Raw genomic sequence first — 20,899 nt, forward strand, 5'->3', positions numbered from 1 at the left:
TTCATATCACCTAGCATGATCCTCATTTTGGCTAAAATCAAGCACCTTCAATGATCACGGGTATATAGGCATTAAGCTTAAACCATGCAAAAGCGCCCGCTAAAACATTGGCAATGGTCGCAGCGATAACCGCATTGACCATATCTCCGGTTAGCGCCCCTAACCATATCGCCGGAATGTAGAACACAAACAAGCGAGAGAAGGACACACTCAACGCTTTACGAGGCACACCCAATGCGTTAAACACCGAAGCTACCAACATGCAAAGCCCCAGAGGCCCATAGCTGAATGGTATGAACAACAAGGTCACTTCAAACCAGCTTCGAATGCTCTGCTCTTCTGAAATGACAGGAATAATCCAACCACTAAACATAGCCAGCAGTATCGCCATCGCGGTGTGGAAAATTAATAGGAATTTAGCGGTGGTATTCAATAACTCAGGAATTTTACATCGCTGCTGCGCGCCTAAGTAACGACCAATCATTGGAGGAATCGACATAGTCAGTGCCAGTGAAAACACCAACATGAAGCTCTCAACACGTGCTAATAGGCTCCAAAAAGCCATCTCGCTTGTGCCAATTCGAGCAATCAAAAGTACAGAAACGAATGCGCTTACCGCAGGCAGAATCTGATTAGCCGTGGTAGGAATGACCGTCTTAATTAACTCAAAGCTATAGCCTCTGATCTGGTCGTTGCACGCACCATTAAAGCCAAACCACCCTTTACCTCGTGATTTAACCAACATATAAATCGCACCAAATGCGTAACCAATACTGGACGCAATCGCTGCGCCTGCAATGCCCATATCTAATCCAAAGATCAAAATAGGGTCGAGAATCAGGTTAATCACACTCGCTGCCAAAAACATGCTGCCTGTCGTTTTGGTATCACCGTTTGCTCGATAAACACAGGTTGCCAAATAAAGCGCAGCGACAGTCAGTGCACTGAACAACCACAGCGGCCAATACACGTTAAAAGTCGACAACATAGATTGGTATTGCGCCTCAGACACATCATTAACGAACGATGCAAAAACAGAGTCACCAAAAACCACTAACCCGATACAAATTAAGGCGATGATTGTGACGCCGAAGCCAACTGACAGCGTGGCGATTGAGGTCGATTTTCGCTGTTCTTTTGCACCCACCGCTTGAGAAATAATAGACGTAGCTGCCACACCGATGCCTACTTGAACACCCGTAAATGCCGCCTGAAATGGCAAAGTAATACCGTGAACCGCTAACTCATTCACCCCTAATTGACCGATAAAAATCGAGTCGACCAGTTGCACCATCATGATCGCAAACACACCCAACGTCAGGGGCAGCGTTTTATCAATAATGGTTTTCAAAGTCGCGGATCGCATCAACATAGGTCGGTTCACTCTCATCTGTTGTGTGGGGCATTAATGGCCTAGTTGAGCAGTATACGAAGCCAGAGTGAAATAATAAGAGCGCTAAAGGCTGAATGAGTTTTTAGTTTTCGTTAACAATCGAATTGGTAAGCATCGCCAAAACAACAAGTCTCATTTAACACTTTGAATTTATTTAATTTAGCAACCAAAAGATCACTCTTAATAATTCGTTAATAGTGTTTCGTTTAATGGTTAATTGTTGGTTTGAGCATTCCTAGCTAGCCTGAATTTAGGCCGCATTCACCACCGAATAGGCTGAAATGAAATCTTTCAGAAGGAATATGGAAATGGCATATCAAGGTTATACAACGTTTAAAGCTCAAGCCGAAGATGGGATTCTTACCGTCACTTTTGACTTCGGTACTGTGAATGTTCAAGGGCAAGAGATGCTTGCCGATTTAAATGGCTTAGCGATGAGACTGGAGCGCGACCGCGACATCAAGGTTGTGGTATTCCAATCAGCAAATCCTGAAATTTGGGTCTGTCACTACGACACCAATTTATTAAAAGACATGTCGACAGAAGCTGTGTCTCGTGAAGAAGCAAAACTGCTCGACCTGCAATCTGTATTAGAGCGCATCAGCAAACTACCGCAAGCCACCATTGCCAAGCTTGAAGGGTTCGCACGAGGTGGAGGTCATTAATTTGCACTAGCTTGTGACATGCGATTCGCTGCTCGTGGTAAGTACAAATTTATGCAAATGGAAGTGGGCATGGGCATCCTTCCTTGTGGTGGTGGTGCATCACGTATGGCTCGCCAAGTTGGCTTAGGTCGTGCACTCGAAATCATCCTAAGTGCTCGAGATTTTGATGCCGATGAAGCGGAAGCGTACGGCACCATCAACAAGGCTTTAGAGCCGGATGAGATTGGTGAATACGTTGATACGCTAGCGAAACGAATTTCAAAATTCCCAGCAGAATCGATCAACGCATGTAAGCAAGCGGTGTACGAATCCATCGACAAACCTATCGAAGAAGCACTAAAAGCGGAAGCATACTGGCTGTACCAAGCAACCAGCAAAACCCCAGCGGTTAAGCGTTTCCAAATTGCCGATGAGCAAGGCTTAGAGCACGATATCGAAAACCAACGTAACTGGGAAACTCTGGTTATGAACGTTCAAGACATCAAATAGCTCGTTCACTTCCCATATTTGGGTCAGCCGAAAACTGACCCATTTATCTTTAAATTAGCCATTTTTTGTCCCATAGACTCACATTTGAGTCTTAAGCCTGTGAGCCAAATGCAACTATGTGTCATTAATCTTTGTTATAACGTTGTTCAAACTATTTTTTGAAGGATCAAAAATGCAAAAAATAATTCTGATCACAGGAGCCACAGATGGCATTGGTTTAGAGACCGCAAAAGCGCTGACTCAGCAAGGACACCACGTTCTCATTCATGGCCGAAACCCAGCCAAAGTCCACAAAGTCGTGACGGCTTTATCTCGCCTGTCTAAGAACGCCATCATCGAAAGCTACATCGCCGACCTATCGACGCTCTCCGATGTCGATAAGCTCGCGACCCAAATCAAAAGCAATCATAAGCGACTCGATATACTCATCAACAACGCTGGCGTCTACAAGGTATCGGAAGTGACTACTCCAGATAATCTTGACGTGCGATTTGTAGTGAACACCATTGCGCCCTATCTTCTAACACAGAAGCTGCTCCCTCTTTTTGATGCGACAGGTCGTATCGTAAACCTATCTTCAGCAGCCCAATCCTCAGTAGATTTAGACTCACTTACAAGCCCAAATGCAGGCGAACTGGATGGTCCGGTTTACGCACAAAGTAAGCTTGCGCTGACGATGTGGTCTATCGAATTAGCCAACACCTTATCTAACTCTCGATTAGAGAATGACCCCGCCGTTATCCCTGTAAACCCAGCCTCCTTCCTCGGCAGCAAGTTAGTAAAAGATGCTTATGGCGTTGATGGTAACGATCTGGCGATTGGTGCAGATATTCTTTGTCGTGCTGCACTGTCAGAAGAATTTGCCAACGCTTCTGGGAAATATTTTGATAATGATTCAGGGTTATTCAAAGACCCTCACGCGGATGCATTAGACCCTACCAAAAACCGACAACTGGTCGCGGTGCTTGACCAGTTACTCGAAGAGAAGTTGTGCGTCGCACACTCATAACTCTCCGCTAACACGTTGATAGATAGCCCCAACAAATAGCCTCGAATACCACCTAATCCGAGCACGCAGTTCTTCCATTTAAATCAAGAACTGTGTGCTCATTCGATTATTAAAATTTCTTTAATACTGATTCCCTGCTTTGCCCAATTATCACCCAAGATGCAGATTGTTAGACTTATCCCCGTCGAAACAATACAGGCTAAGGCCGAGGAGCATTTATGCGTTTTGAAGGCAAAGTTTATCGTCCTTGGATGGAAGCAGAGAGCGTACTAATCCAGACAACATTGGGATGCAGCAACAACCAATGTACCTTCTGCACGATGTTTGATGATAAGCGTTTCAAAGTAAGAGACATCAAAGACATCTTTGAAGATATTGATGCAGCGAGGAAGATCTACCCGCATGTAGAGTCTATCTTTTTAGTCGATGGCAACGTTATGGCAATCCGAACCGAGATGCTGATTTCGATTCTGGATTACATCAAAATCACCTTCCCAGAGATCAAGAATATTTCTCTGTATTCAGGCTTCAACGACTTCCGTCGTAAGAGTTTATCGGAACTGAAAGAGATCAAATCGGCAGGTTTGAGCATGGCGTATTCAGGCTTGGCGTCAGGTGACCCTATTGTTCTGGACCGAATTAAAAAACGCATGACACGTGAGCACGCTATTGAAGGCATGGACCTAGCGCGTGAAGCCGACATCAAGGTACTGGCTTCGTTTATCTTTGGCCTTGGTGGTCGTGAACGTTCAAAAGAACATGCGATTAATACCACCAGCTTGCTGAACATCATGCAGCCAGATGCGATTGCACCAATGGCTTTGGCGGTTCAACCGGGCTCAGTATTAGAGAAAGAAGTGCAGCGCGGCGAATTTGTATTGCCAACACCATTGCAGATTCTAGAAGAAGAGAAGTACTTGCTCGAAAACTTAGAGGACTTCGATTGTTACTACTGGGGCGATCACGGGAACAATATCTCGCCGATGCGTGGCATGCTCCCTCAAGCGCGCAAACCGTTTCTTGATAAGATTAATCAAGACATCGCACATAACCCGATCACTAAGCAAAACGTAATTAAGACCTTTGCTTGGTAGTCGCTCGATTTAACTCATAACGAATAAACGTTAACAAACTAAACGACAGGCGTTGCCACTCCATATTATGGAATAATCAAAGTCCAGCAGCGCCTAACGTATCTCTTACTTTTTAAGTTCACAGCCCTAAGCCAAAGCCGCTAACAACAAGTCAGTACTCGCTTCAACATGTGCTTCAATCTCTTGTTCTGTTGGTGCAGGCATTCCCATCAACACACCATCTCTGATACTCATTACCATACCAAGCCACAGGTTTATCTTGGTTTTCGGCTCTTCAATATTGAATCGGTCATTGAAAAACTGCGTCAGCACTCGGTCGGTATCATCTGGGCCAACCTCCATAAAACGACTGACCAATTCGGGAGACTTACTGCCCTCTGCGATTAGCAGCTTGAAGGTCGCAATGTGTTCACTAGAGAGATGAAACGCGACAAAGTCTTTTGCGAAACCCACCAAGGCTTGTCGAGTATTTTCCTGTTGCAAATGTACCACCAACTTATCGTCCGTTTGGCTGCCCATTTGTCTCAAGGTCGCTTCAAACAACACATCCTTAGACGAGAAATAACGATAGAGCGTTTGCTTGGTCATTTTCGCTTCGCTGGCAACTCTATCCATGCTGGTCTGCACATAGCCTTCTGCTAAGAATATATCTTTAGCCGCTTTCAAAATCGCGAGTCGTTTCTTCTCTTTGTTCTGCTCAATCTTGCTCATTACTTCATCCACCTCAAAACAGAGATCATACTTTAAAGTATGATTTGTATTGACTCAACCAATTTTGAAAATCATACTCTCTAGTATGATTTATTGATAATGAAAAATTGGATAGAGAAATGACGACAATTAACCTCCCGAAAAATGAAGTAAGAAACACACGAACCTTCGGCTTCACCCTCGCAATTGCAGGCGCTGTATTAATGAGTATTGATCCGATATTCATTCGCTATGCTGGCGTAAGCGGCTTCGACACGGCCTTCTTGTTTGGCTTATTCAGCGCAATATCGATGCCGATCTTGCTTAAGTTCAACGACAAACGTGGCATCCGAAAAGCTGTGATTCAGAGCGGTTGGCCACTATTGGCGGCGGGCGGGCTTATGCTCGGCAGTGCATCGGGCTTGGTGTTCAGCATCAAGATGACTTCGATCGCTAATACCTTTGTGATCCTCAGTGCTGCTCCTGCTGTGGCGGCTATTTTCAGTTGGTTGATCTTGAAAGAAGCCACCAGCCGCTCAACCTTAATTGCGATTGTGGCCGTGATGATCGGCATTACGATTGTCGTTTCAGGTTCGTTTTCTTCGGGTAATTGGATAGGCGATGCTTTAGCGGTATTTGCAGTGATCTGCCTTTCAATGATGTTTACCTTGCTGCGTAAACATCAAAATGTCAGCCGATTGGCGAGCGTTGGCTTAGGTGGCTTATTACTGGCGATGGTGATGTTTTTCTTTGCAACACCATCAAGCTATAGCGTTGAAACGTGGTTAATCATGGGCATGATGGGCTTGTTTACCGCCCCCGTTGGACGTGTACTTTCCATGGTTGCCACTCGCCACATTACCGCTCCCGAAGTATCAATGACTCTGATGTTGGAGACGGTGTTAGCTCCTGTCTGGGCGTTTATCTTCTTCACCGAGATCCCGCCAATGACCAGCATTATTGGTGGTGTGGTGATTCTAATTACGATTTTTATCTACACCTTCGTGACCATGAAAAATGATAACAAATAGGAGCTAAACATGTCTGCAGAACTGAAATTTATAGGCCGAGTTACCACGCCGTACCACTCGGTTGCTGATTGCCCAAACAACATTCAACCGGACATCGGGCCGATATGCGAAATCAAATTAGACGCTGAGTTCCAACAAGGTTTACTGGGCTTACACAATGGCGAGCAAATCTTGATCTTGTATTGGTTAGAAGACGCTAATCGAGATGAACTGATACAAAGCTGGGACGAATATGCACCAACCAAAGGGACTTTCGCACTGCGCTCACCCCACAGGCCAAACCCAATCGGTGCGGCTGTGCTGCCGATTGACAAAATAGAGAATGGCACAGTAACCGTGAGAGGTTTAGATTGCTTGAACAACACACCACTATTGGATATTAAGCCTGCGATCTATAAAGAGAAACGTTAAGCCATGAATTGCTCGCCCTGAACTAACAATAAACAGGGCGTTCGCAAAAAACTCACACTACGCGTGCTTGATAAAGGCTTGGCTTAACTGCTGAAAGAGCGAGTCTACGTTGGGGAGGCTCGTCAAATGTGCGGACAACAGAGTATGAACGTGCGGCTCTACCACGGTTGGGTTATCGCAGATTTGATTGTAAAAGTTCACGGGAGCAACGATGTGCTCTAAGTCCGCATCTAATAAGATACAAGCTTGCGAAAGTACTATTTGACCGCCCCCTCGTTTCAACAAAACACGCTGAGCAGTGCCCACTATTTTTTGTTTATTGATATTGAGGTTGTAGTCGCCATCACAATAGGAACCGGGGGTTGCGTGTACATCCACATCAACGCCTAACTCTTTAAAAAACTGAGTTAAAACATCACATAAATGCAGATACGCTTTTTGGATGTTGTAAGCTTCATCACGAGGCCAATGGTAAATGTGCGATAGGTTAATGACACCCGGCAACTGTGGAACGGGAGCGCCACCCGTTTTACGCGAAGAGAGTAGCCAGCCTTGTGACTCGAGTTGCTTTCTAGACTCTATCGTCACTGGCCACTTTTTACCTGCAGGCAAAACGAGTGTTGGCGTTTTAGCTTGCCACAACATTAAGGCTTGCCCAATCTCACCAGCCTGTATTTGCTGCAATAGCTCATCTTCTTTTTCAAACGCACGATCAACATCAATGTGCGGGTAACGTACGAGTTTATTCGTTAACTTCAATGCACTTTTCCTCTACAGATTGTGGTGACTTAGTATTTAGCGTTCTGGGGTGGTTAGTGAGACAAACATATCTCTAAAACCCAATGCAGCATAGCACCAATTACCTCTCCAACCCTTTTCCTTTGGTTATTGATATACACTGATTTGGTTAAATCACTTCCACTTTGATGGCTTCTGTCTAACAAGGTTGTCTGATATGGTGGCGGCAGAACTTCAGCAATTGTTTAGATAGTATTGAATATGAAAACACTAACCATACTTGATGGCGGCATGGGCCGAGAACTCAAAGAAATTGGCGCCCCATTTTCTCAACCGCTTTGGAGCGCTCAAGCACTAATCGAAGCACCCGATTTCGTCAGCCAAGCGCATCAAAACTTTGTCGATGCAGGTGCTGAAATCCTGATAACAAACAGCTATGCGTGTGTCCCTTTTCACTTAGGTGAAGACCTCTTTGAACAACGAGGCTTTGAGCTAGCGGCGCTATCTGGTGAACTGGCTAAGGCGGTTGCTGACAATGCCCCTCACACAGTTAAAGTTGCTGGTGCGATTCCGCCACCGTTTGGCAGCTACCGACCAGACTTGTTCAAGGTAGAAGAAGCAGCACCAATCATTCAAACCCTTTACGATGCACAAGATCCAAACATCGACCTTTGGATTGCCGAAACCATCTGCAGCCTGCAAGAATTCGAATCCATTCATGCGGTACTTAAGCAATCCGATAAGCCGTGTTACTACGCATTCAGTTTAGAAGACACCAAGGGTGACTCTGCCAACATTCGTTCTGGTGAGAGCGTAACAGACGCCATCAAGCTTGCCTGCCAATCTAACGCGAAAGGCATTATGTTTAACTGCTCGGTACCGGAAGTGATGGACCAAGCCATCATCGATGCTAAACAAGTGATTGATGAATTAGGCTGCGACCTAGACATCGGTGTCTACGCCAATAACTTTGCGCCAATCAGCAGTGAACATGAAGCGAACGATATGCTTCAAGAGATGCGCGAGTTAGATGGCCAAGGTTACTTAGCTTACGCAAAACGCTGGTACGCATTGGGTGCCAATATTGTCGGTGGTTGCTGCGGTATTGGGCCAAAACACATTCAGGCCTTGGCTGACTGGAAGCGTTCGATACGCGGCTAGTCATGCACGGCTAAAGCAAGCTTATTAAAAATAGAGAACAGGTTGAGAAATCTGTTCTCTATTTGTATTGGGCAACTCTAAGTACACTTATTACAAAGCAGAGATTTGGAGTAAGTAATGAGCAACACGCAACGCAAGATTAAATGGGGCATCGCTGGATTAGGTAACATCGCTAACCGCTTTGCGACCGCACTCACCAAGCACTGCTCATACGGCGAACTCTACGCAGTGTCAGCACGAGATCACTCAAGAGCCTCTGTGTTTGCTGATAAATTTGGTTGCGACAAGGCTTATGGATCTTATGACGCCATGGCGCATGATCCAGATGTTCAAGCGGTGTACATCGCCACGGTTCATCCTTATCACAAGCCTTTGGCTGAACTGTTTCTAAGCCATAAAAAACACGTACTGGTAGAAAAGCCAGCCTTCACCAACCTTGGCGATTGGCTGGAGATGAAAGCCCTCGCAGAACAAAACGGTGTGATGTTGCTAGAAGCGATGAAGACCGTCGTGTTCCCTGCTTATCGAGAGCTCACGTCATTCTTAGCCAACAACAAGATTAAGATTGATTCGGTAGAAGCTAGCTTTGGTAACCATCACGATTATGACCCTGATTTGTTTATCTTCAACCCGGACTTAGCAGGTGGAGCAACGCTCGATGTTGGCGTCTACGGACTGTGGTTTTTCTACGATTTATGCCGCACGCTTGGAGTTACACCTTCCAGCCCTCAAGTAAAGATGTCGAGCCTTTATGAGGGGTCGAACGTTGATACCGATTCCTGCTTTCAGTTTTCCGGCGAGATCAACGCCACCATATCAGCCTCAACGGTACATAACCTGCCACGCGCAGCGCGATTAACTGGTCCAGATGTCACCATTACAATTCAAGAAAAATGGTGGAACCCTGCCTACATCGAGGTCGAATATCAGAGTGAAGCCTTCACCATCGAGCACCCAATTCAAGGCAATGGGTTCGAATATCAAATCGATCACTTCTCACAGCTGGTGTTAGAGGGAAAAACGCAGTCTGATATCCTAAGCTCAGAGGTAAGTGCTCAGGTGCTGGATACCATGGAGAAAGCACTCATTGATGCAGACTACCAACACTTAACTCAACCTAACATTTAGGACTTCGAATTGGGCAACCTTAAGCGCAAGCTTGAACTGTACGAAAAGATATTTCAGGCTTTTGGGCCTGGAATGTCGCGCTGCCAAGTCAGCCAATTGGCAGCATTACTGCATGTGAGTGAGCGTCACGTTCAAACTCTATTAAAAGCAATGACAGCGCAAGGCTGGATTGAATGGCAAGCCAGTTCGGGGCGCAACAAAAAGGCGCAGCTTACGTGTCTGATTGAGCCGATGGAAGCGTGTTACCAATACGCCCAAAGCCAAGCAGATTCAGGCCATATTGAGCAGGTGTTTAACACCTTAAGCTTCAATGGCCGCAACGCTGGCGCTGAGTTACAAGCCTTTTTGAGCAGCAACAATCGAACAACACAGAATGTCGCATACATTCCCTTTCACCGAGAGCTGGAGACACTCCACCCTCAGCATGTACTGAGACGTACTGAACGTTTCTTAGTGATGCAGATTTGCCAACGCCTCACTGCAATTCAACAAGGGAAGCTGACTGGTGATTTGGCTTATCATTGGCAGTCTAATGAAGATGCTACCGTTTGGTATTTCCAAGTTCGTAATGGTGTTCAATTCCATAGTGGTCGAACGCTTGAAGTCCAAGACATCGTGCGCTGTCTCTCCTTGCTCTCTAAGAGCAAACTCTGGCGTCGATGCTATCAACATATTGTTGAAGTGTCGGCTGTCACTGGCGATGTGATCAAAGTGACTCTGAGCGAGCCTGATTGGCATTTTCCTAGATTACTGGCTAGAGCTGAGGCTTCGATATTTGAGCACACATCAGAAGATAAACTTATCGGCTCCGGTGCGTTCGCTTTGGACATCTTTTCAAGCAAAATGCTGAGGTTAAACCGCAACAACGCCTATTCACACAGCACACCGGTTCTCAATCAAGTCGAGCTTTGGGTTTATCCTGAATGGTCGCAAACTAAGGCATGTGCGCAAAACCAAGTGTGCGTCAAAATGCCAGAGAAAACGGTCACGGTGAGTGGAGCGAGCGATTCAGTTTTACAGAATTGCGGGTCAACCTTCTTTAAGATTCAAAACCCAAAGTTGTCGAAAACCATTCGTGAGTTCACTGTTGAGGACACCTCTGAATGCCAAACGCTTTTCGAGCAATTATCAGTATCTGGCGATCAAAAAACCAATATCGAATATGGACGCTACACGGCGACCAAAGACATTACGCTTTGCAGCATTATTGATGAAAACGACACCTTCTCCTCATGGTTGAGCTTCTTTACTCGTTTCCCTTTTGAAGACTTATCGCTAGCCGCAGAGACGCTAAATACGATTGAGCAAGGGATATCCTCAATTAGACACGAGCCAGACCTCGATCGAGCAATGAATATGCTGTTAGAAACTAGACGCTGGCTCGATGAAACCGGGATTGTGGTTGAGCTCAAACAGGAGGCATTTAATTTGGAAGTATCAGAAAAGATACAAGGAGCTCAAGTGAATGGATTCGGTTGGTGCGATCTCGAAAAGGTATGGATTAGTCATATCTGAACCACTCCTTGATAGAGATAAATCATCAGGCACAAAGACTTATCTTTAACACTCCTCTGCAAATAGCAAACAACGGGAGTGTTAAATTACGATGGAAACTCGACTCAAATTCAATAGACCCATTAGAAGGTAAATCATGAATCGACATCTAAAAGACTCAATACTGTTTCTCTGTGCATTTTCATTTAACAGCATGGCAAGCACTGAATGCAACGCGCTCACAGGCTGTGAGAAGAAGTTCTGCGAGATCGAATACCAAATCAAGAAAGCAGAACAGTACGACAATCAGTACAAAGTCGAGCGATTGACCACCGCACTGAAAGCTGCGAAAGAGAACTGCACCAACGAAGGCTTGAAAGACGACCTCCGTGAAAAAATCGAATCCAATGAGGAAGATTTGGCTGAATACAGAGCCGACTTAGAAGAAGCTAAACAAGACGACAAAGTAGATAAGATCCAAAAATACCAACACAAGATAGACAAAGAACTGCACAATATTGATAGCTTAAAGCAGGAACTGGCTGAAATCCCCTAAACCGCTGTTGCGATCAATTTAAAACTAAATACAGTCAGCCAAAAACAAAAATGGTCTTACTGATTCGTAAGACCATTTACAATCTACTGCTGAAAAACAGTGTCTAGAAATAACATAACTAAGCCTCAACTCCCGGGTATCAAAGCCCTAAGCCACCAGCTTATCCTGCCAATGCTAATTCAGACTCTTTATAGATACGGTTAGCCACTTTGAATGCCGATGGTGACATCAGTATTTCTTTGCATCGAGCTTTAAACTGCTCAATATCAATCGCCTGCTCTTCCAATAAGTATTTCAGCTCACTTAGGTAGTTAGCCTCAAACACGGCTTGGCCAAGCGGTGTGCATTGGTATCGGCTCGATTCTTGGTATCCAATCACCGTCAGCACCGATTCCGGCATTTCCCAAAACTTGGCAATGGTGTAAGTCAAACGAATGGAGTAACTGTTCATCAAACGCTTCAGTGCCAACGAATTCGGCGGAACGGAAGGGTCTACATGTTTAAAAGCTTCTACCATCATTTGGAAGATGATCATCTTACCTAGATTACGAATCAACCCAACAAAGTAGGCTGTGGCTTGGTCTTCTTGAGCTTGTGACTCTTTCATCAGCTCCTTAGAAAAAGACGCAGTTTGGATGCTGTGATTCCAAATTTTCTCACCGAAATGACGCCAGTAAATGTTATTTCCCGGCGTAAAGTTCTTCATGTAAGAATTCACCACTCCTTCGATTAGCCCTTGTGATCCCATGTTTAGGAAAGCGGTTTTTAAGTCGGTAACTTGTTTTTCACTGCGTTTGTAGAAGGCGCTGTTAGCCAGTTTAATCACATCGGCTGCCATGCTTGGCTCACGCTCAATCACCCTTAACAGTGCCTCGACATCAAACTCGTCGCTCTGTAGTTCACCCATTAATGTTGTGACAGAGGCAGGCATAACAGGCAACTCATTTAGCAGCGCTTTCGGAGAACGAATCAAACGTTCAATTTGGCAGGCCACAAAATCACTAAATGGGTCTAACTCTGTTCTCAGACGTGATTCTCCAAACAGATAATCAAGGAACTCTCCATCGTGAAGGCTTATCGTTTTATCGACAATGAGTGATGATGGCTGAGCGGACGAAGGCGGAACAAAGATTGAAGAGCGAGGCATGGCTTGCTCTGCTTTAACGTTTTCCTGCTCAGAGGTCATTTGTTGCGAGGTAGCTTGTTGGGAGACACTTTTTGAAGAATGGCTTTGTTTACTTTGATTAGTAACGAAAGGGGAAAATAGTGCCTGTAATACCCTTTTAAACATCAATACGGCTCCTAGATGAATACAACATAAATCGGGATATATAACGGCGGTGATTATCGCACAGGCAACTCATAAACCATACAGTGATAAATGAATCATTAATCTTTCAGCTGTATAGGATCTGTTACTCAACGATTTGTTAGGCCAAGCCTTCAGTATTCGCCAGAAACAAAAAGAGCGAGCAAATTATGCTTGCTCGCTCTTTCATAAATCTAAATCGTGAAGCTGACTAAATTAGAGCTCTGCTACTTCTAGTACGATCTTGCCGACGTGTTTTTTCTTCAAGAACTCGTCTTGTGCAGTATGAATGTCAGCCAATGGGAAAGACTCCGCGACAATCGCACCAATCTGCTGTTTCTCAATGCGGTTAACCAGGTTTTGGAATACTTGCGGCTCTAAAACCGTGCAACCAAAAAAGCTAAGGTCTTTCAGGTACAGAGTACGAACATCCAACTCGACCATCGCACCGCCAATCGCACCAGAGGCAGCATAACGACCATGCGGTTTTAGGACGTCAAGAAACTCTGGCCACTTGTCGCCGGCAACCAAATCGATAACCACATGCACACTGTTTACACCTAATGCTTTTACCAAATCCGCATCACGAGCAATCACTTCATCAGCACCTAATTCAAGTAACTGTTGGTTCTTGCTTGGGCTAGTAATTGCAATCACGTAAGCACCACGCGCTTTCGCCAATTGAATCGCCGCCGAACCCACACCGCCCGATGCGCCAGAAATAAGCACGCGCTCACCTTCAGCCACATTCGCGCGAGTCAGCATGTTCTCTGCCGTCGAGTAAGAACATGGGAAAGACGCTAGCTCAACATCCGACATAGTGCTATTCACCGCATAAGCGTGTTTCGCTGCAACTTTGGTGTATTCAGCAAAACCACCATCGCACTCAGAACCGAAATACCATGGCTGTGGCAGGTCTCGTCCGTACACTTCTGTTAAACAAGGTTCGATAAGCACACGCTCACCAATACGATCAGCAGAAACTTCATTGCCCACTGCCACGATGAAACCGCACACGTCAGCACCTTGGATACGAGGGAATTTCAACGCTTCACCCGACCAGCTTGCATCGTCTGAGTCGTCACTTTTTGAGTACCAACCGATTCGTGTATTGATATCAGTATTGTTAACGCCTGCCGCCATCACTTTGATCAGCACTTCATTAGGTTCGATTTGAGGAACAGCGATACCTTCTCGGTAGCCAAGCATTTCTGCTCCGCCGTGACCCAACATCTCTACGCCTTTCATTGTTTTCGGTAGTTCGAATTTCATCGTGTTTCCTCGAGTAATTTTGTAACCATATTCTGTGCTGATGCCACCGCTTCTTCGCCTAATACTGGCCACGCGCTTGATACGCCTTCATGAAGTAAAAACAGTGGTGTCGCGAGCTCATCTCGCAGGCTCTGCTTGCCTATAAGCAAACGAACTTGTTCTTTATGCTGCGTAACCGCTTGGTTAATAAGCTCATTATCTGGGAACGCAGCAATCGCATTCATCGACATACACCCATGTGGCGCATACTCTTCTAACCATTGTTGAAGCTTGTTGAAGATATGAGTGACAGATTCCAAACCAGCCTCTGGTGAAGCCTCCAGTAAGAAGTCGAGATAGCGTTGGTGTCGGTATTCCAATGCACCAACAATCATCGCTTCTTTTGAAGGGAAGTGTTTGTACAGGGTTCTTAGGCTCACACCGCACGCGGTTTTCAGCTGTGCAACGCTCGGCTCAGCAAAACCTTGTTGGCTGAACGCTACTTCAAGGCTCGCTGCAATCTGTTCTCTCAACATAGTGCTCTCTCAATACCCGACGATGGGTAGAATGATTGTTCTACTTACAGAGTAGAACGATCACTCTACCCATGTCAACATCCTGATTTACGAATCAATAAAATGAAAAATTCCGCACTCATTAGAGTACGGAATTTATCAATATAGATGAGGGACTTACCGTTTAAGCTAGAGTCTACTGCGTATCGTCACCAACACAGATAACGCACCACAAAGTACCAACACAACACCTAGATCTTGAATCATTCCCGCTAAAGCAAGCCCCGAACCAATCAAGGTGTAATACATCAAACCAAACAGTGCGCCTGCACTTCCTGCTTGAGATTGATAGCGCACCAACGCTCGGCTCAATACATTAGGGATCGCGATTCCAAACGCCATAACCACCAACATCATCGGAAGCAAGAACCAGATCGTGTGTTGTGAGAAATACACACCCACCGCACCTAATGTTTGGAGCCCTGCCGCTAAGCCAATCAAAGAGATTGATGATACTTGTCGTTTCAATAGCGCTTTATTAACCAAGCTTCCTAACAAGGTTCCGAACCCAAGCACGACGCCACTATAACCAAACTGCTCGATGCTGAATCCAAGCTGTAAAAAGGTGAATGAACCCAGTTGGTAATACGAGAACAGCGCAATGTTGAATGACGCAACAAGCAGTGCAGATAGCCAAATACCGCTGTCTGTAATCATGTGAATACTGAGCGATTTTAATTGCAACGGCTGCTTAGATTGCTGTGTTTCGGGCAGTGACCATAAGCTATGTATCAGCAACGCTAATACCATAATAAATAGGGCAATAAACACATATTGATGCCCGCCTGCTTGGCTTAATTGACCACCAAGTAGCAACCCGATGATTGGGCTAATCGACAACCCCATGCCCATGTAACCAAACACCTTGGCTAGCTCTGTTCCGCTAAAGGCATCTCGAAGCATGGTTTGAGTGACGACAGAGCCAACTGCCAGTCCAAAAGCGCCCATTGCTCTTGCTATCATCAACCACGTAAAACTGTCGGTTTGCATGGCAATGAGTGCTGAACAGGCGAATAACCCCATCCCCAATAACATAGTAGGGCGACGTCCCCATTTATCCGCTAACACGCCCCATACCACTACACCCACCGCAAATGCAGAGAAGTAAATCGATAGGGTTTGAGCAGCTTGTGTATAGCTGACATCAAAGGATTTCGATATTGAATCCAGAGTCGGGCTATAGATGGTTTCTGCGATTTGAGGGAACATCAACAGCAGCACCATTTGCCATAAAGAAGGTTTTGTTTTCATCATTTTTCCAAGACCAGTGAACTTGACGCGAAGTCTAGAGGAAACTAACCTCGGCTCGTTAACAACATTCAAACCAAAAACAACAAGATTGAGACAGATGGCATTAATTAGTGAGACTATTGAGTTTGATGCAGACAGCTTACCCGCGCCTGTCATTGGCATTGCCGCAGAGCTAGGCAAACATGACTCGGGCATACATCACCACGTTAAAGGGCAACTTCTGTATGCTCCACAAGGCTGCATCACCTTGACCTTAGAGAACGCCCTTTGCATTTTACCGCCGACCAAAGCCGTGTGGATCCCACCCTATACCAAGCATCGAGCCCAGATGACTAACGTGGTCGCCTATCGCTCGCTCTATTTCGATAGCAGTATTTACACCTGCCCAGAGGTCATTGAGATTGTGGAAGTGAACGAGCTTTTGAAGGCGCTGATCAATAAGATGGCCTTTTGGGATTGGAACATCGCACCAGAACAAACCACCAACACCGCCAACCTATTCTGGGAAGAGTTTTACAGCGCCAATCAGCATTCGTTCATCTTGCCGCTACCGACAGATCGCCGCTTTAAAAGCTTTTGCAAGCAAGTTCGAACCGCCTCTTTTCTCGCCCCTGCATTATCGACATTAGCGAACTCTGTTGGCGCAAGCACCAAAACGATTACTCGATTGTTCAAAGCCGAAACAGGCATGAGCTATCAAGAATGGCGACAACAGTGGCGCTTATTTAAAGCAATTGAATTGTTATCAGAGAACCGACAAGTCGGCGATGTAGCTCACCAGTTAGAGTTCTCATCCAACAGCGCATTTATTGCCTTTTTCAAGCAACAAACCGGACAAACACCATTGGCTTTTACCAAGTTAGGAGCGTGATAGTCGTAATCCAAACTCTTTGATTTCACTTAGCTCAGATACAAAAAAACCAGAACTTGGGTTCTGGTTTTTATTTAGAGATATTAAGTTAATCAATCAACACCAACGAATCTAGAATGCCTTTGCCGCTGTGGATTCCACCTTCGTTTTCGCTGGCTGGCTTACTGCGAATCAAGTATCCCGCGTAACCGTCCAGTTCAGTAACTGGCTTACCTTGATAGTAAGCGGTGAATAGACCGACTTCGCTGACTAAGTCGGTTACGAGTGTTTGTTGAGTGTCGCGCACTGCAATAGTTGGTACGTCACGCTCATGTGGGTACAAGCGCTGCATCAGTGCCCATGCGTCGTACTCTTCTGGCTTAAGCTGGCTTAGTTGCTCGCTGATATCGTCGCCGAATACACAATGGCCACCGCCCTCACCTTGGTTTTTTAGCACCCATTCTTGCTTATTCGCTTGCGTGTTGAACCATTCAATCGACTCACTGGTGATTGGCTTCATGTCAGCTAAAACACTCTTCACCAATTCGGCTTCTTCTAGCGTTAGACCCCAGCGTGCGTATTCTGATGCAGGCATCATGGTCAGCAGCATTTGCATGGTTTTACTGGTTGCTAACTGTTGGCTGAAGGTGGCGTTCACAGCGACATGGTGTTGTTCTATGAACAAACGCGTCTGACTTAGCGTGTGGCAACAAATTGATTCATTAAGCTCGGGGGCCCAGTAGTCTGAATACTGATAACCCGCTCTTAGGTACACAACATCGACTGCGCCTATATCTTGCAGTAATAGGCGTTGGTTATCGCCCGTTGAAAACTGAGAGCTCAATTGTTCGAAGGTACGGCGAACCGTGCGAACGCCCTGTTTTTGTAGCTCGACTTCAAGTAAGTGCTGGTCATACACGTTGTCTTCGTTCTTCTGCACTACCATCAAAAAAACTGGTTTGCCTTGCTCATTGAAGTCCGCTCTCACTTGTCTCGCAGTCGTTGCAATACCATAAGCTAGCTGGGTTAAACCTTGGTTCTCTGCAGGTGTTGCCGACTGATCTTCTAGCCAGTTCTTGTACGTTTCTGGCCATTGGTTTTGCATGAACGAGTGAAATTCTGTTGCTCGTTGACCAAAAGGCGCCATACCTGCAGCAATACCATTGAATTCAATCACTTTTGCGCCATGTTGGCGATCGTCCATAAAATCGGCTCGCATCAATAGCAATGGCTGACGAGCCGGGTTCAAGCGTTCATCTGCACAGCCATGAGCTTGTTGATGAAGAGCCATCAAGCGACCAAAAAATGGATCGGCTTGCGCCATATCACTCAATGAGGACTGCAGAAAATCATGATCTTCCGATACGTTGCTGATCAGCTTAGTGATAAGCGGAGTCACTCGGCGCAAGTGTTCATAAACCTCACGTTCCATTGTCATTGGCGCAATACTGAAAGGACAATGCCTAGCGGTATTATCTGACTGGCGGAACGCAACGCCGTGCATGATCGCCCACTCACATGCATCTTCAATAATCTGTTGTGATAACGGTGGAATTGTCATATCTCATCTTACAAATAAAAATAGCACCCAGAATAAGACGAAGCTTAATCCCAAAAGACGAGATAAAGTGAAACTTTTTATCAAATAATTACGTTTGTTCTTTATTTCAAGGGCTTATATAGCTGAAACATCTCAGCTATCGAGTCTGTTCGATGATCAAATCACGTAACCATTTGTGGCTCGGCTCTGAATCGAAATATTTGTGCCACAGCAAGAACAAGCCTCCTGGCACCAAATCGACCGGAACCGGCTTCATCACCAACTCGCCGCTATCAATGTAATCGCGTACCGAGTTGTACGGATAACACATTAACAAATCGCTCTGCTTACACAATTTGATGGCACTGGTGATGTCTGACACGTTAGCGGCTTTGTTGATCTCAAGCTGCTTAGAATTCAGCACTTCCATCAATAGCCAGTCGCCCGCTCCGCCCGTCACCAACTGTATGTGTCGATATTTCAGGAAGGTGTCGAGATTCCATTCTTCTTGCAAAGCGGGGTGATCATTACGCATCAAACAAACCGAATAATCCAAACACAGCTCAACATAATCCAATTCATCAGGGATACATTGCACGTGGGTTGAGGCACGTTCATCCAACTCGAAAATACCAATGCCAAAATCCACCTCTCGCTTGAGCAAGCGCTTGAAGCTGTCACTGCTCCACGTTGAACTGTTGATAGTAATGTTAGGCGCATCGGCAAGCGCTGTCGGCATAAAATGCGGATAAATCGCCGTGTAGGCAGTTTCGACAAGGTCTATAGTGAAGGTACGCTCACTGTCTTTAGGGTCGAAAACTTCGGGAACGGTCAGCTTTTCGATCTGCAGCAAGATTTGGTGGATCTTAGGTGCTAATGCGAGTGCTTTGGGGGTTGGGAATAGCCCCTTGGATTCGCGTTCAAACAGCGGATCATCAAACAAAGCTCTGAGCTTGGTGAGCTGTTTACTTACCGCAGACTGGCTCAAAAAGAGTCGTTCTGCCGTTTTACTCACGCTTCGTTCTTCAATCAGAACGTGTAAACAAAGCAGCAAATTCATATCGCATTTAAGTAAGCTTTTAACATCTACCATGATATTCCCTAAATTCAGGTTAATGATGATTAATTGTCACTTTAAATCATATCATGGTCTTGGTAAATTTAGCGCATGTGAGTTAACACGCTCAAAGAATAATAGAATTAAGGAATACTCATGGATTTTCTAGCACTACCAAAGATTGATTTACACTGCCACCTAGACGGAAGTGTTCGCCCAGATACGATTATTGACCTAGCAAAACAGTACAATATCGAACTACCTGAAGATCGCGATGCGGTTGTTCAATCTCTAACTGTGCCAGAAGATTGCAAAAACCTAGATGAGTACCTAGCTTGTTTCAGCCTGCCCTTGCAAGTAATGCAGACTGAAGAAGCAATTGAACGTATCTCTTTTGAGCTTTACGAAGACGCAGCACTAGAAAACGTTAAGTACCTAGAAGTTCGCTTTGCGCCAATCCTGCACGTAAACAAAGGTCTGTCTCTTGATACGATCATTGCAAGTGCAGTAAAAGGCATGAAACGTGCAGAAGAGAAATACGACATCAAGGGCAACTACATCATGTCTGTACTGCGTATGTTCCCTAAAGACTCTATCAAAGACGTGATCGACGCAGGTAAACCTTACCTTGGTAAAGGTGTTGTTGCGTTTGATATCGCAGGTGGTGAAAAGCCAGGCTTCTGCGCAGAATTCCCTGAATACACGCAATACGCGATCGAACAAGGCTACCGTGTGACGGTTCACGCTGGTGAGCAATGGCATGGTCAGAACGTTTACGATGCAGTAACTATGCTAGACGCTGAGCGTATTGGTCACGGTGTTCACATCCAAGGCAACGAAGATGCGTACAACATCGTTAAAGAGAAGCAGGTTGCACTCGAGACTTGCCCTACAAGTAACGTTCAAACTAAGTGTATTCACCAATTCAGCGACCACCCAATTGCTGAATTCAAGAAAGACGGCATCGTTGTAACGATCAACACAGACAACCGCACTGTGTCGAACACAACCATGACTAACGAAGTGAAGCGTGTGTGTGAAACATTCGGCCTAACAAAAGAAGATTACGCTGAAATCTACAAGTACTCTGTAGAGAGCGCCTTTGCTTCAGATGAAGTGAAACAGCACCTAATGGGTTTTGTTGAGCAAATCTAATTTGGCAAAGCACGCCTTTTGCTGAATAGCTGGGTTCGCTTAGCATTAGTGC

The 20,899-nt window shown here is 45.5% G+C and carries 19 protein-coding genes and 1 pseudogene; 11 read left to right on the top strand and 9 right to left on the bottom strand.

All coding sequences use genetic code 11. The features are described from left to right. Positions 1-37 precede the first annotated feature (37 nt). On the bottom strand, positions 38-1,372 hold the full coding sequence (locus NHN17_RS19055) for an MATE family efflux transporter (RefSeq protein ID WP_255044219.1): 1,335 nt from the start codon (positions 1,370-1,372) through the stop codon (positions 38-40). Between the two features lie 329 nt (positions 1,373-1,701). Here NHN17_RS19055 and NHN17_RS19060 point away from each other — a divergent pair. The 3 genes and pseudogenes from NHN17_RS19060 (at position 1,702) to NHN17_RS19070 (ending at position 4,650) form a co-directional block, all read left to right on the top strand. Continuing rightward, positions 1,702-2,547 (top strand): annotated as a pseudogene (locus NHN17_RS19060) (enoyl-CoA hydratase/isomerase family protein). Positions 2,548-2,719: 172 nt separating this feature from the next. Further along, positions 2,720-3,556, top strand: a complete 837-nt coding sequence (locus NHN17_RS19065; protein WP_255044220.1) for an SDR family NAD(P)-dependent oxidoreductase — start codon at positions 2,720-2,722, stop codon at positions 3,554-3,556. Positions 3,557-3,774: 218 nt separating this feature from the next. Beyond that, complete coding sequence (locus NHN17_RS19070) at positions 3,775-4,650, top strand: radical SAM protein (protein WP_255044221.1); 876 nt, start codon at positions 3,775-3,777, stop codon at positions 4,648-4,650. Positions 4,651-4,776: 126 nt separating this feature from the next. On the opposite strand, the gene NHN17_RS19075 is transcribed toward NHN17_RS19070, so the two are convergent. Beyond that, on the bottom strand, positions 4,777-5,361 hold the full coding sequence (locus NHN17_RS19075; protein ID WP_255044222.1) for a TetR/AcrR family transcriptional regulator: 585 nt from the start codon (positions 5,359-5,361) through the stop codon (positions 4,777-4,779). Positions 5,362-5,480: 119 nt separating this feature from the next. Here NHN17_RS19075 and NHN17_RS19080 point away from each other — a divergent pair, with 119 nt between their 5' ends. Further along, on the top strand, positions 5,481-6,371 hold the full coding sequence (locus tag NHN17_RS19080) for a DMT family transporter (protein WP_255044223.1): 891 nt from the start codon (positions 5,481-5,483) through the stop codon (positions 6,369-6,371). Positions 6,372-6,380: 9 nt separating this feature from the next. Continuing rightward, positions 6,381-6,782 carry an SAM-dependent methyltransferase gene (locus tag NHN17_RS19085; protein ID WP_255044224.1) on the top strand — a complete coding sequence of 134 codons (402 nt, stop codon included), beginning with the start codon at positions 6,381-6,383 and terminating at the stop codon, positions 6,780-6,782. Positions 6,783-6,839: 57 nt separating this feature from the next. On the opposite strand, the gene NHN17_RS19090 is transcribed toward NHN17_RS19085, so the two are convergent. Further along, positions 6,840-7,541: a lipoate--protein ligase family protein gene (locus NHN17_RS19090; protein WP_255044225.1), complete on the bottom strand. Its 702-nt coding sequence runs from the start codon at positions 7,539-7,541 to the stop codon at positions 6,840-6,842. Positions 7,542-7,781: 240 nt separating this feature from the next. Between NHN17_RS19090 and NHN17_RS19095 the strand changes: the two genes are divergently transcribed. The 4 genes from NHN17_RS19095 (at position 7,782) to NHN17_RS19110 (ending at position 11,859) form a co-directional block, all read left to right on the top strand. Then, positions 7,782-8,681: a homocysteine S-methyltransferase family protein gene (locus tag NHN17_RS19095; protein ID WP_255044226.1), complete on the top strand. Its 900-nt coding sequence runs from the start codon at positions 7,782-7,784 to the stop codon at positions 8,679-8,681. A gap of 117 nt (positions 8,682-8,798) precedes the next feature. Next, positions 8,799-9,809: a Gfo/Idh/MocA family protein gene (locus tag NHN17_RS19100; protein WP_255044227.1), complete on the top strand. Its 1,011-nt coding sequence runs from the start codon at positions 8,799-8,801 to the stop codon at positions 9,807-9,809. 9 nt (positions 9,810-9,818) lie between these two features. Beyond that, entirely contained in the window at positions 9,819-11,324 is a 1,506-nt protein-coding gene (locus NHN17_RS19105; RefSeq protein ID WP_255044228.1) for an SgrR family transcriptional regulator, read from the top strand. A 136-nt stretch (positions 11,325-11,460) separates the two neighbouring features. Continuing rightward, the gene (locus NHN17_RS19110) at positions 11,461-11,859 is read left to right on the top strand and encodes a DUF1090 domain-containing protein (RefSeq protein WP_255044229.1); all 399 of its coding nucleotides are present in this window, start codon (positions 11,461-11,463) and stop codon (positions 11,857-11,859) included. A 160-nt stretch (positions 11,860-12,019) separates the two neighbouring features. Here NHN17_RS19110 and NHN17_RS19115 read toward each other — a convergent pair whose 3' ends face one another. The 4 genes from NHN17_RS19115 to NHN17_RS19130 form a co-directional block, all read right to left on the bottom strand. Then, positions 12,020-13,150 (bottom strand): HDOD domain-containing protein, encoded by a 1,131-nt coding sequence (locus NHN17_RS19115; RefSeq protein ID WP_255044230.1) that lies wholly within the window; start codon positions 13,148-13,150, stop codon positions 12,020-12,022. A 234-nt stretch (positions 13,151-13,384) separates the two neighbouring features. Further along, positions 13,385-14,440, bottom strand: coding sequence for an alcohol dehydrogenase family protein (locus NHN17_RS19120; RefSeq protein ID WP_255044231.1), 1,056 nt, complete (start codon positions 14,438-14,440; stop codon positions 13,385-13,387). Further along, positions 14,437-14,955: a TetR/AcrR family transcriptional regulator gene (locus NHN17_RS19125; protein WP_255044232.1), complete on the bottom strand. Its 519-nt coding sequence runs from the start codon at positions 14,953-14,955 to the stop codon at positions 14,437-14,439. The genes NHN17_RS19120 and NHN17_RS19125 overlap by 4 nt, the downstream gene beginning before the upstream one ends. 168 nt (positions 14,956-15,123) lie before the next feature. After that, positions 15,124-16,245: a multidrug effflux MFS transporter gene (locus NHN17_RS19130; RefSeq protein ID WP_239847546.1), complete on the bottom strand. Its 1,122-nt coding sequence runs from the start codon at positions 16,243-16,245 to the stop codon at positions 15,124-15,126. Positions 16,246-16,342: 97 nt separating this feature from the next. Here NHN17_RS19130 and NHN17_RS19135 point away from each other — a divergent pair, with 97 nt between their 5' ends. Further along, positions 16,343-17,116, top strand: a complete 774-nt coding sequence (locus tag NHN17_RS19135) for an AraC family transcriptional regulator (RefSeq protein ID WP_255044233.1) — start codon at positions 16,343-16,345, stop codon at positions 17,114-17,116. A gap of 88 nt (positions 17,117-17,204) precedes the next feature. Here NHN17_RS19135 and NHN17_RS19140 read toward each other — a convergent pair whose 3' ends face one another. Beyond that, the gene (locus NHN17_RS19140; RefSeq protein WP_255044234.1) at positions 17,205-18,656 is read right to left on the bottom strand and encodes a glutathione synthase; all 1,452 of its coding nucleotides are present in this window, start codon (positions 18,654-18,656) and stop codon (positions 17,205-17,207) included. A gap of 136 nt (positions 18,657-18,792) precedes the next feature. Further along, positions 18,793-19,728, bottom strand: a complete 936-nt coding sequence (locus tag NHN17_RS19145) for a LysR substrate-binding domain-containing protein (protein ID WP_255044235.1) — start codon at positions 19,726-19,728, stop codon at positions 18,793-18,795. Positions 19,729-19,848: 120 nt separating this feature from the next. Between NHN17_RS19145 and add the strand changes: the two genes are divergently transcribed. Next, positions 19,849-20,847, top strand: a complete 999-nt coding sequence (gene add, locus NHN17_RS19150) for an adenosine deaminase (protein WP_017631457.1) — start codon at positions 19,849-19,851, stop codon at positions 20,845-20,847. The last annotated feature ends 52 nt before the right edge of the window (positions 20,848-20,899 follow it).

This window comes from Photobacterium pectinilyticum (genome assembly GCF_024357955.1).
GTDB classification, from domain to species: Bacteria; Pseudomonadota; Gammaproteobacteria; order Enterobacterales; family Vibrionaceae; genus Photobacterium; species Photobacterium pectinilyticum.

What these genes read in the sequence shown, in the direction of transcription:
- NHN17_RS19145 (WP_255044235.1), bottom strand. Translation starts at nt 19,728, where the DNA reads ATGGTAGATGTTAAAAGCTTACTTAAATGCGATATGAATTTGCTGCTT.
- NHN17_RS19130 (WP_239847546.1), bottom strand. Translation starts at nt 16,245, where the DNA reads ATGAAAACAAAACCTTCTTTATGGCAAATGGTGCTGCTGTTGATGTTC.
- NHN17_RS19075 (WP_255044222.1), bottom strand. Translation starts at nt 5,361, where the DNA reads ATGAGCAAGATTGAGCAGAACAAAGAGAAGAAACGACTCGCGATTTTG.
- NHN17_RS19070 (WP_255044221.1), top strand. Translation starts at nt 3,775, where the DNA reads ATGCGTTTTGAAGGCAAAGTTTATCGTCCTTGGATGGAAGCAGAGAGC.
- NHN17_RS19080 (WP_255044223.1), top strand. Translation starts at nt 5,481, where the DNA reads ATGACGACAATTAACCTCCCGAAAAATGAAGTAAGAAACACACGAACC.
- NHN17_RS19055 (WP_255044219.1), bottom strand. Translation starts at nt 1,372, where the DNA reads ATGTTGATGCGATCCGCGACTTTGAAAACCATTATTGATAAAACGCTG.
- NHN17_RS19110 (WP_255044229.1), top strand. Translation starts at nt 11,461, where the DNA reads ATGAATCGACATCTAAAAGACTCAATACTGTTTCTCTGTGCATTTTCA.
- NHN17_RS19065 (WP_255044220.1), top strand. Translation starts at nt 2,720, where the DNA reads ATGCAAAAAATAATTCTGATCACAGGAGCCACAGATGGCATTGGTTTA.
- NHN17_RS19125 (WP_255044232.1), bottom strand. Translation starts at nt 14,955, where the DNA reads ATGTTGAGAGAACAGATTGCAGCGAGCCTTGAAGTAGCGTTCAGCCAA.
- NHN17_RS19100 (WP_255044227.1), top strand. Translation starts at nt 8,799, where the DNA reads ATGAGCAACACGCAACGCAAGATTAAATGGGGCATCGCTGGATTAGGT.
- NHN17_RS19095 (WP_255044226.1), top strand. Translation starts at nt 7,782, where the DNA reads ATGAAAACACTAACCATACTTGATGGCGGCATGGGCCGAGAACTCAAA.
- NHN17_RS19140 (WP_255044234.1), bottom strand. Translation starts at nt 18,656, where the DNA reads ATGACAATTCCACCGTTATCACAACAGATTATTGAAGATGCATGTGAG.
- add (WP_017631457.1), top strand. Translation starts at nt 19,849, where the DNA reads ATGGATTTTCTAGCACTACCAAAGATTGATTTACACTGCCACCTAGAC.
- NHN17_RS19115 (WP_255044230.1), bottom strand. Translation starts at nt 13,150, where the DNA reads ATGTTTAAAAGGGTATTACAGGCACTATTTTCCCCTTTCGTTACTAAT.
- NHN17_RS19085 (WP_255044224.1), top strand. Translation starts at nt 6,381, where the DNA reads ATGTCTGCAGAACTGAAATTTATAGGCCGAGTTACCACGCCGTACCAC.
- NHN17_RS19120 (WP_255044231.1), bottom strand. Translation starts at nt 14,440, where the DNA reads ATGAAATTCGAACTACCGAAAACAATGAAAGGCGTAGAGATGTTGGGT.
- NHN17_RS19135 (WP_255044233.1), top strand. Translation starts at nt 16,343, where the DNA reads ATGGCATTAATTAGTGAGACTATTGAGTTTGATGCAGACAGCTTACCC.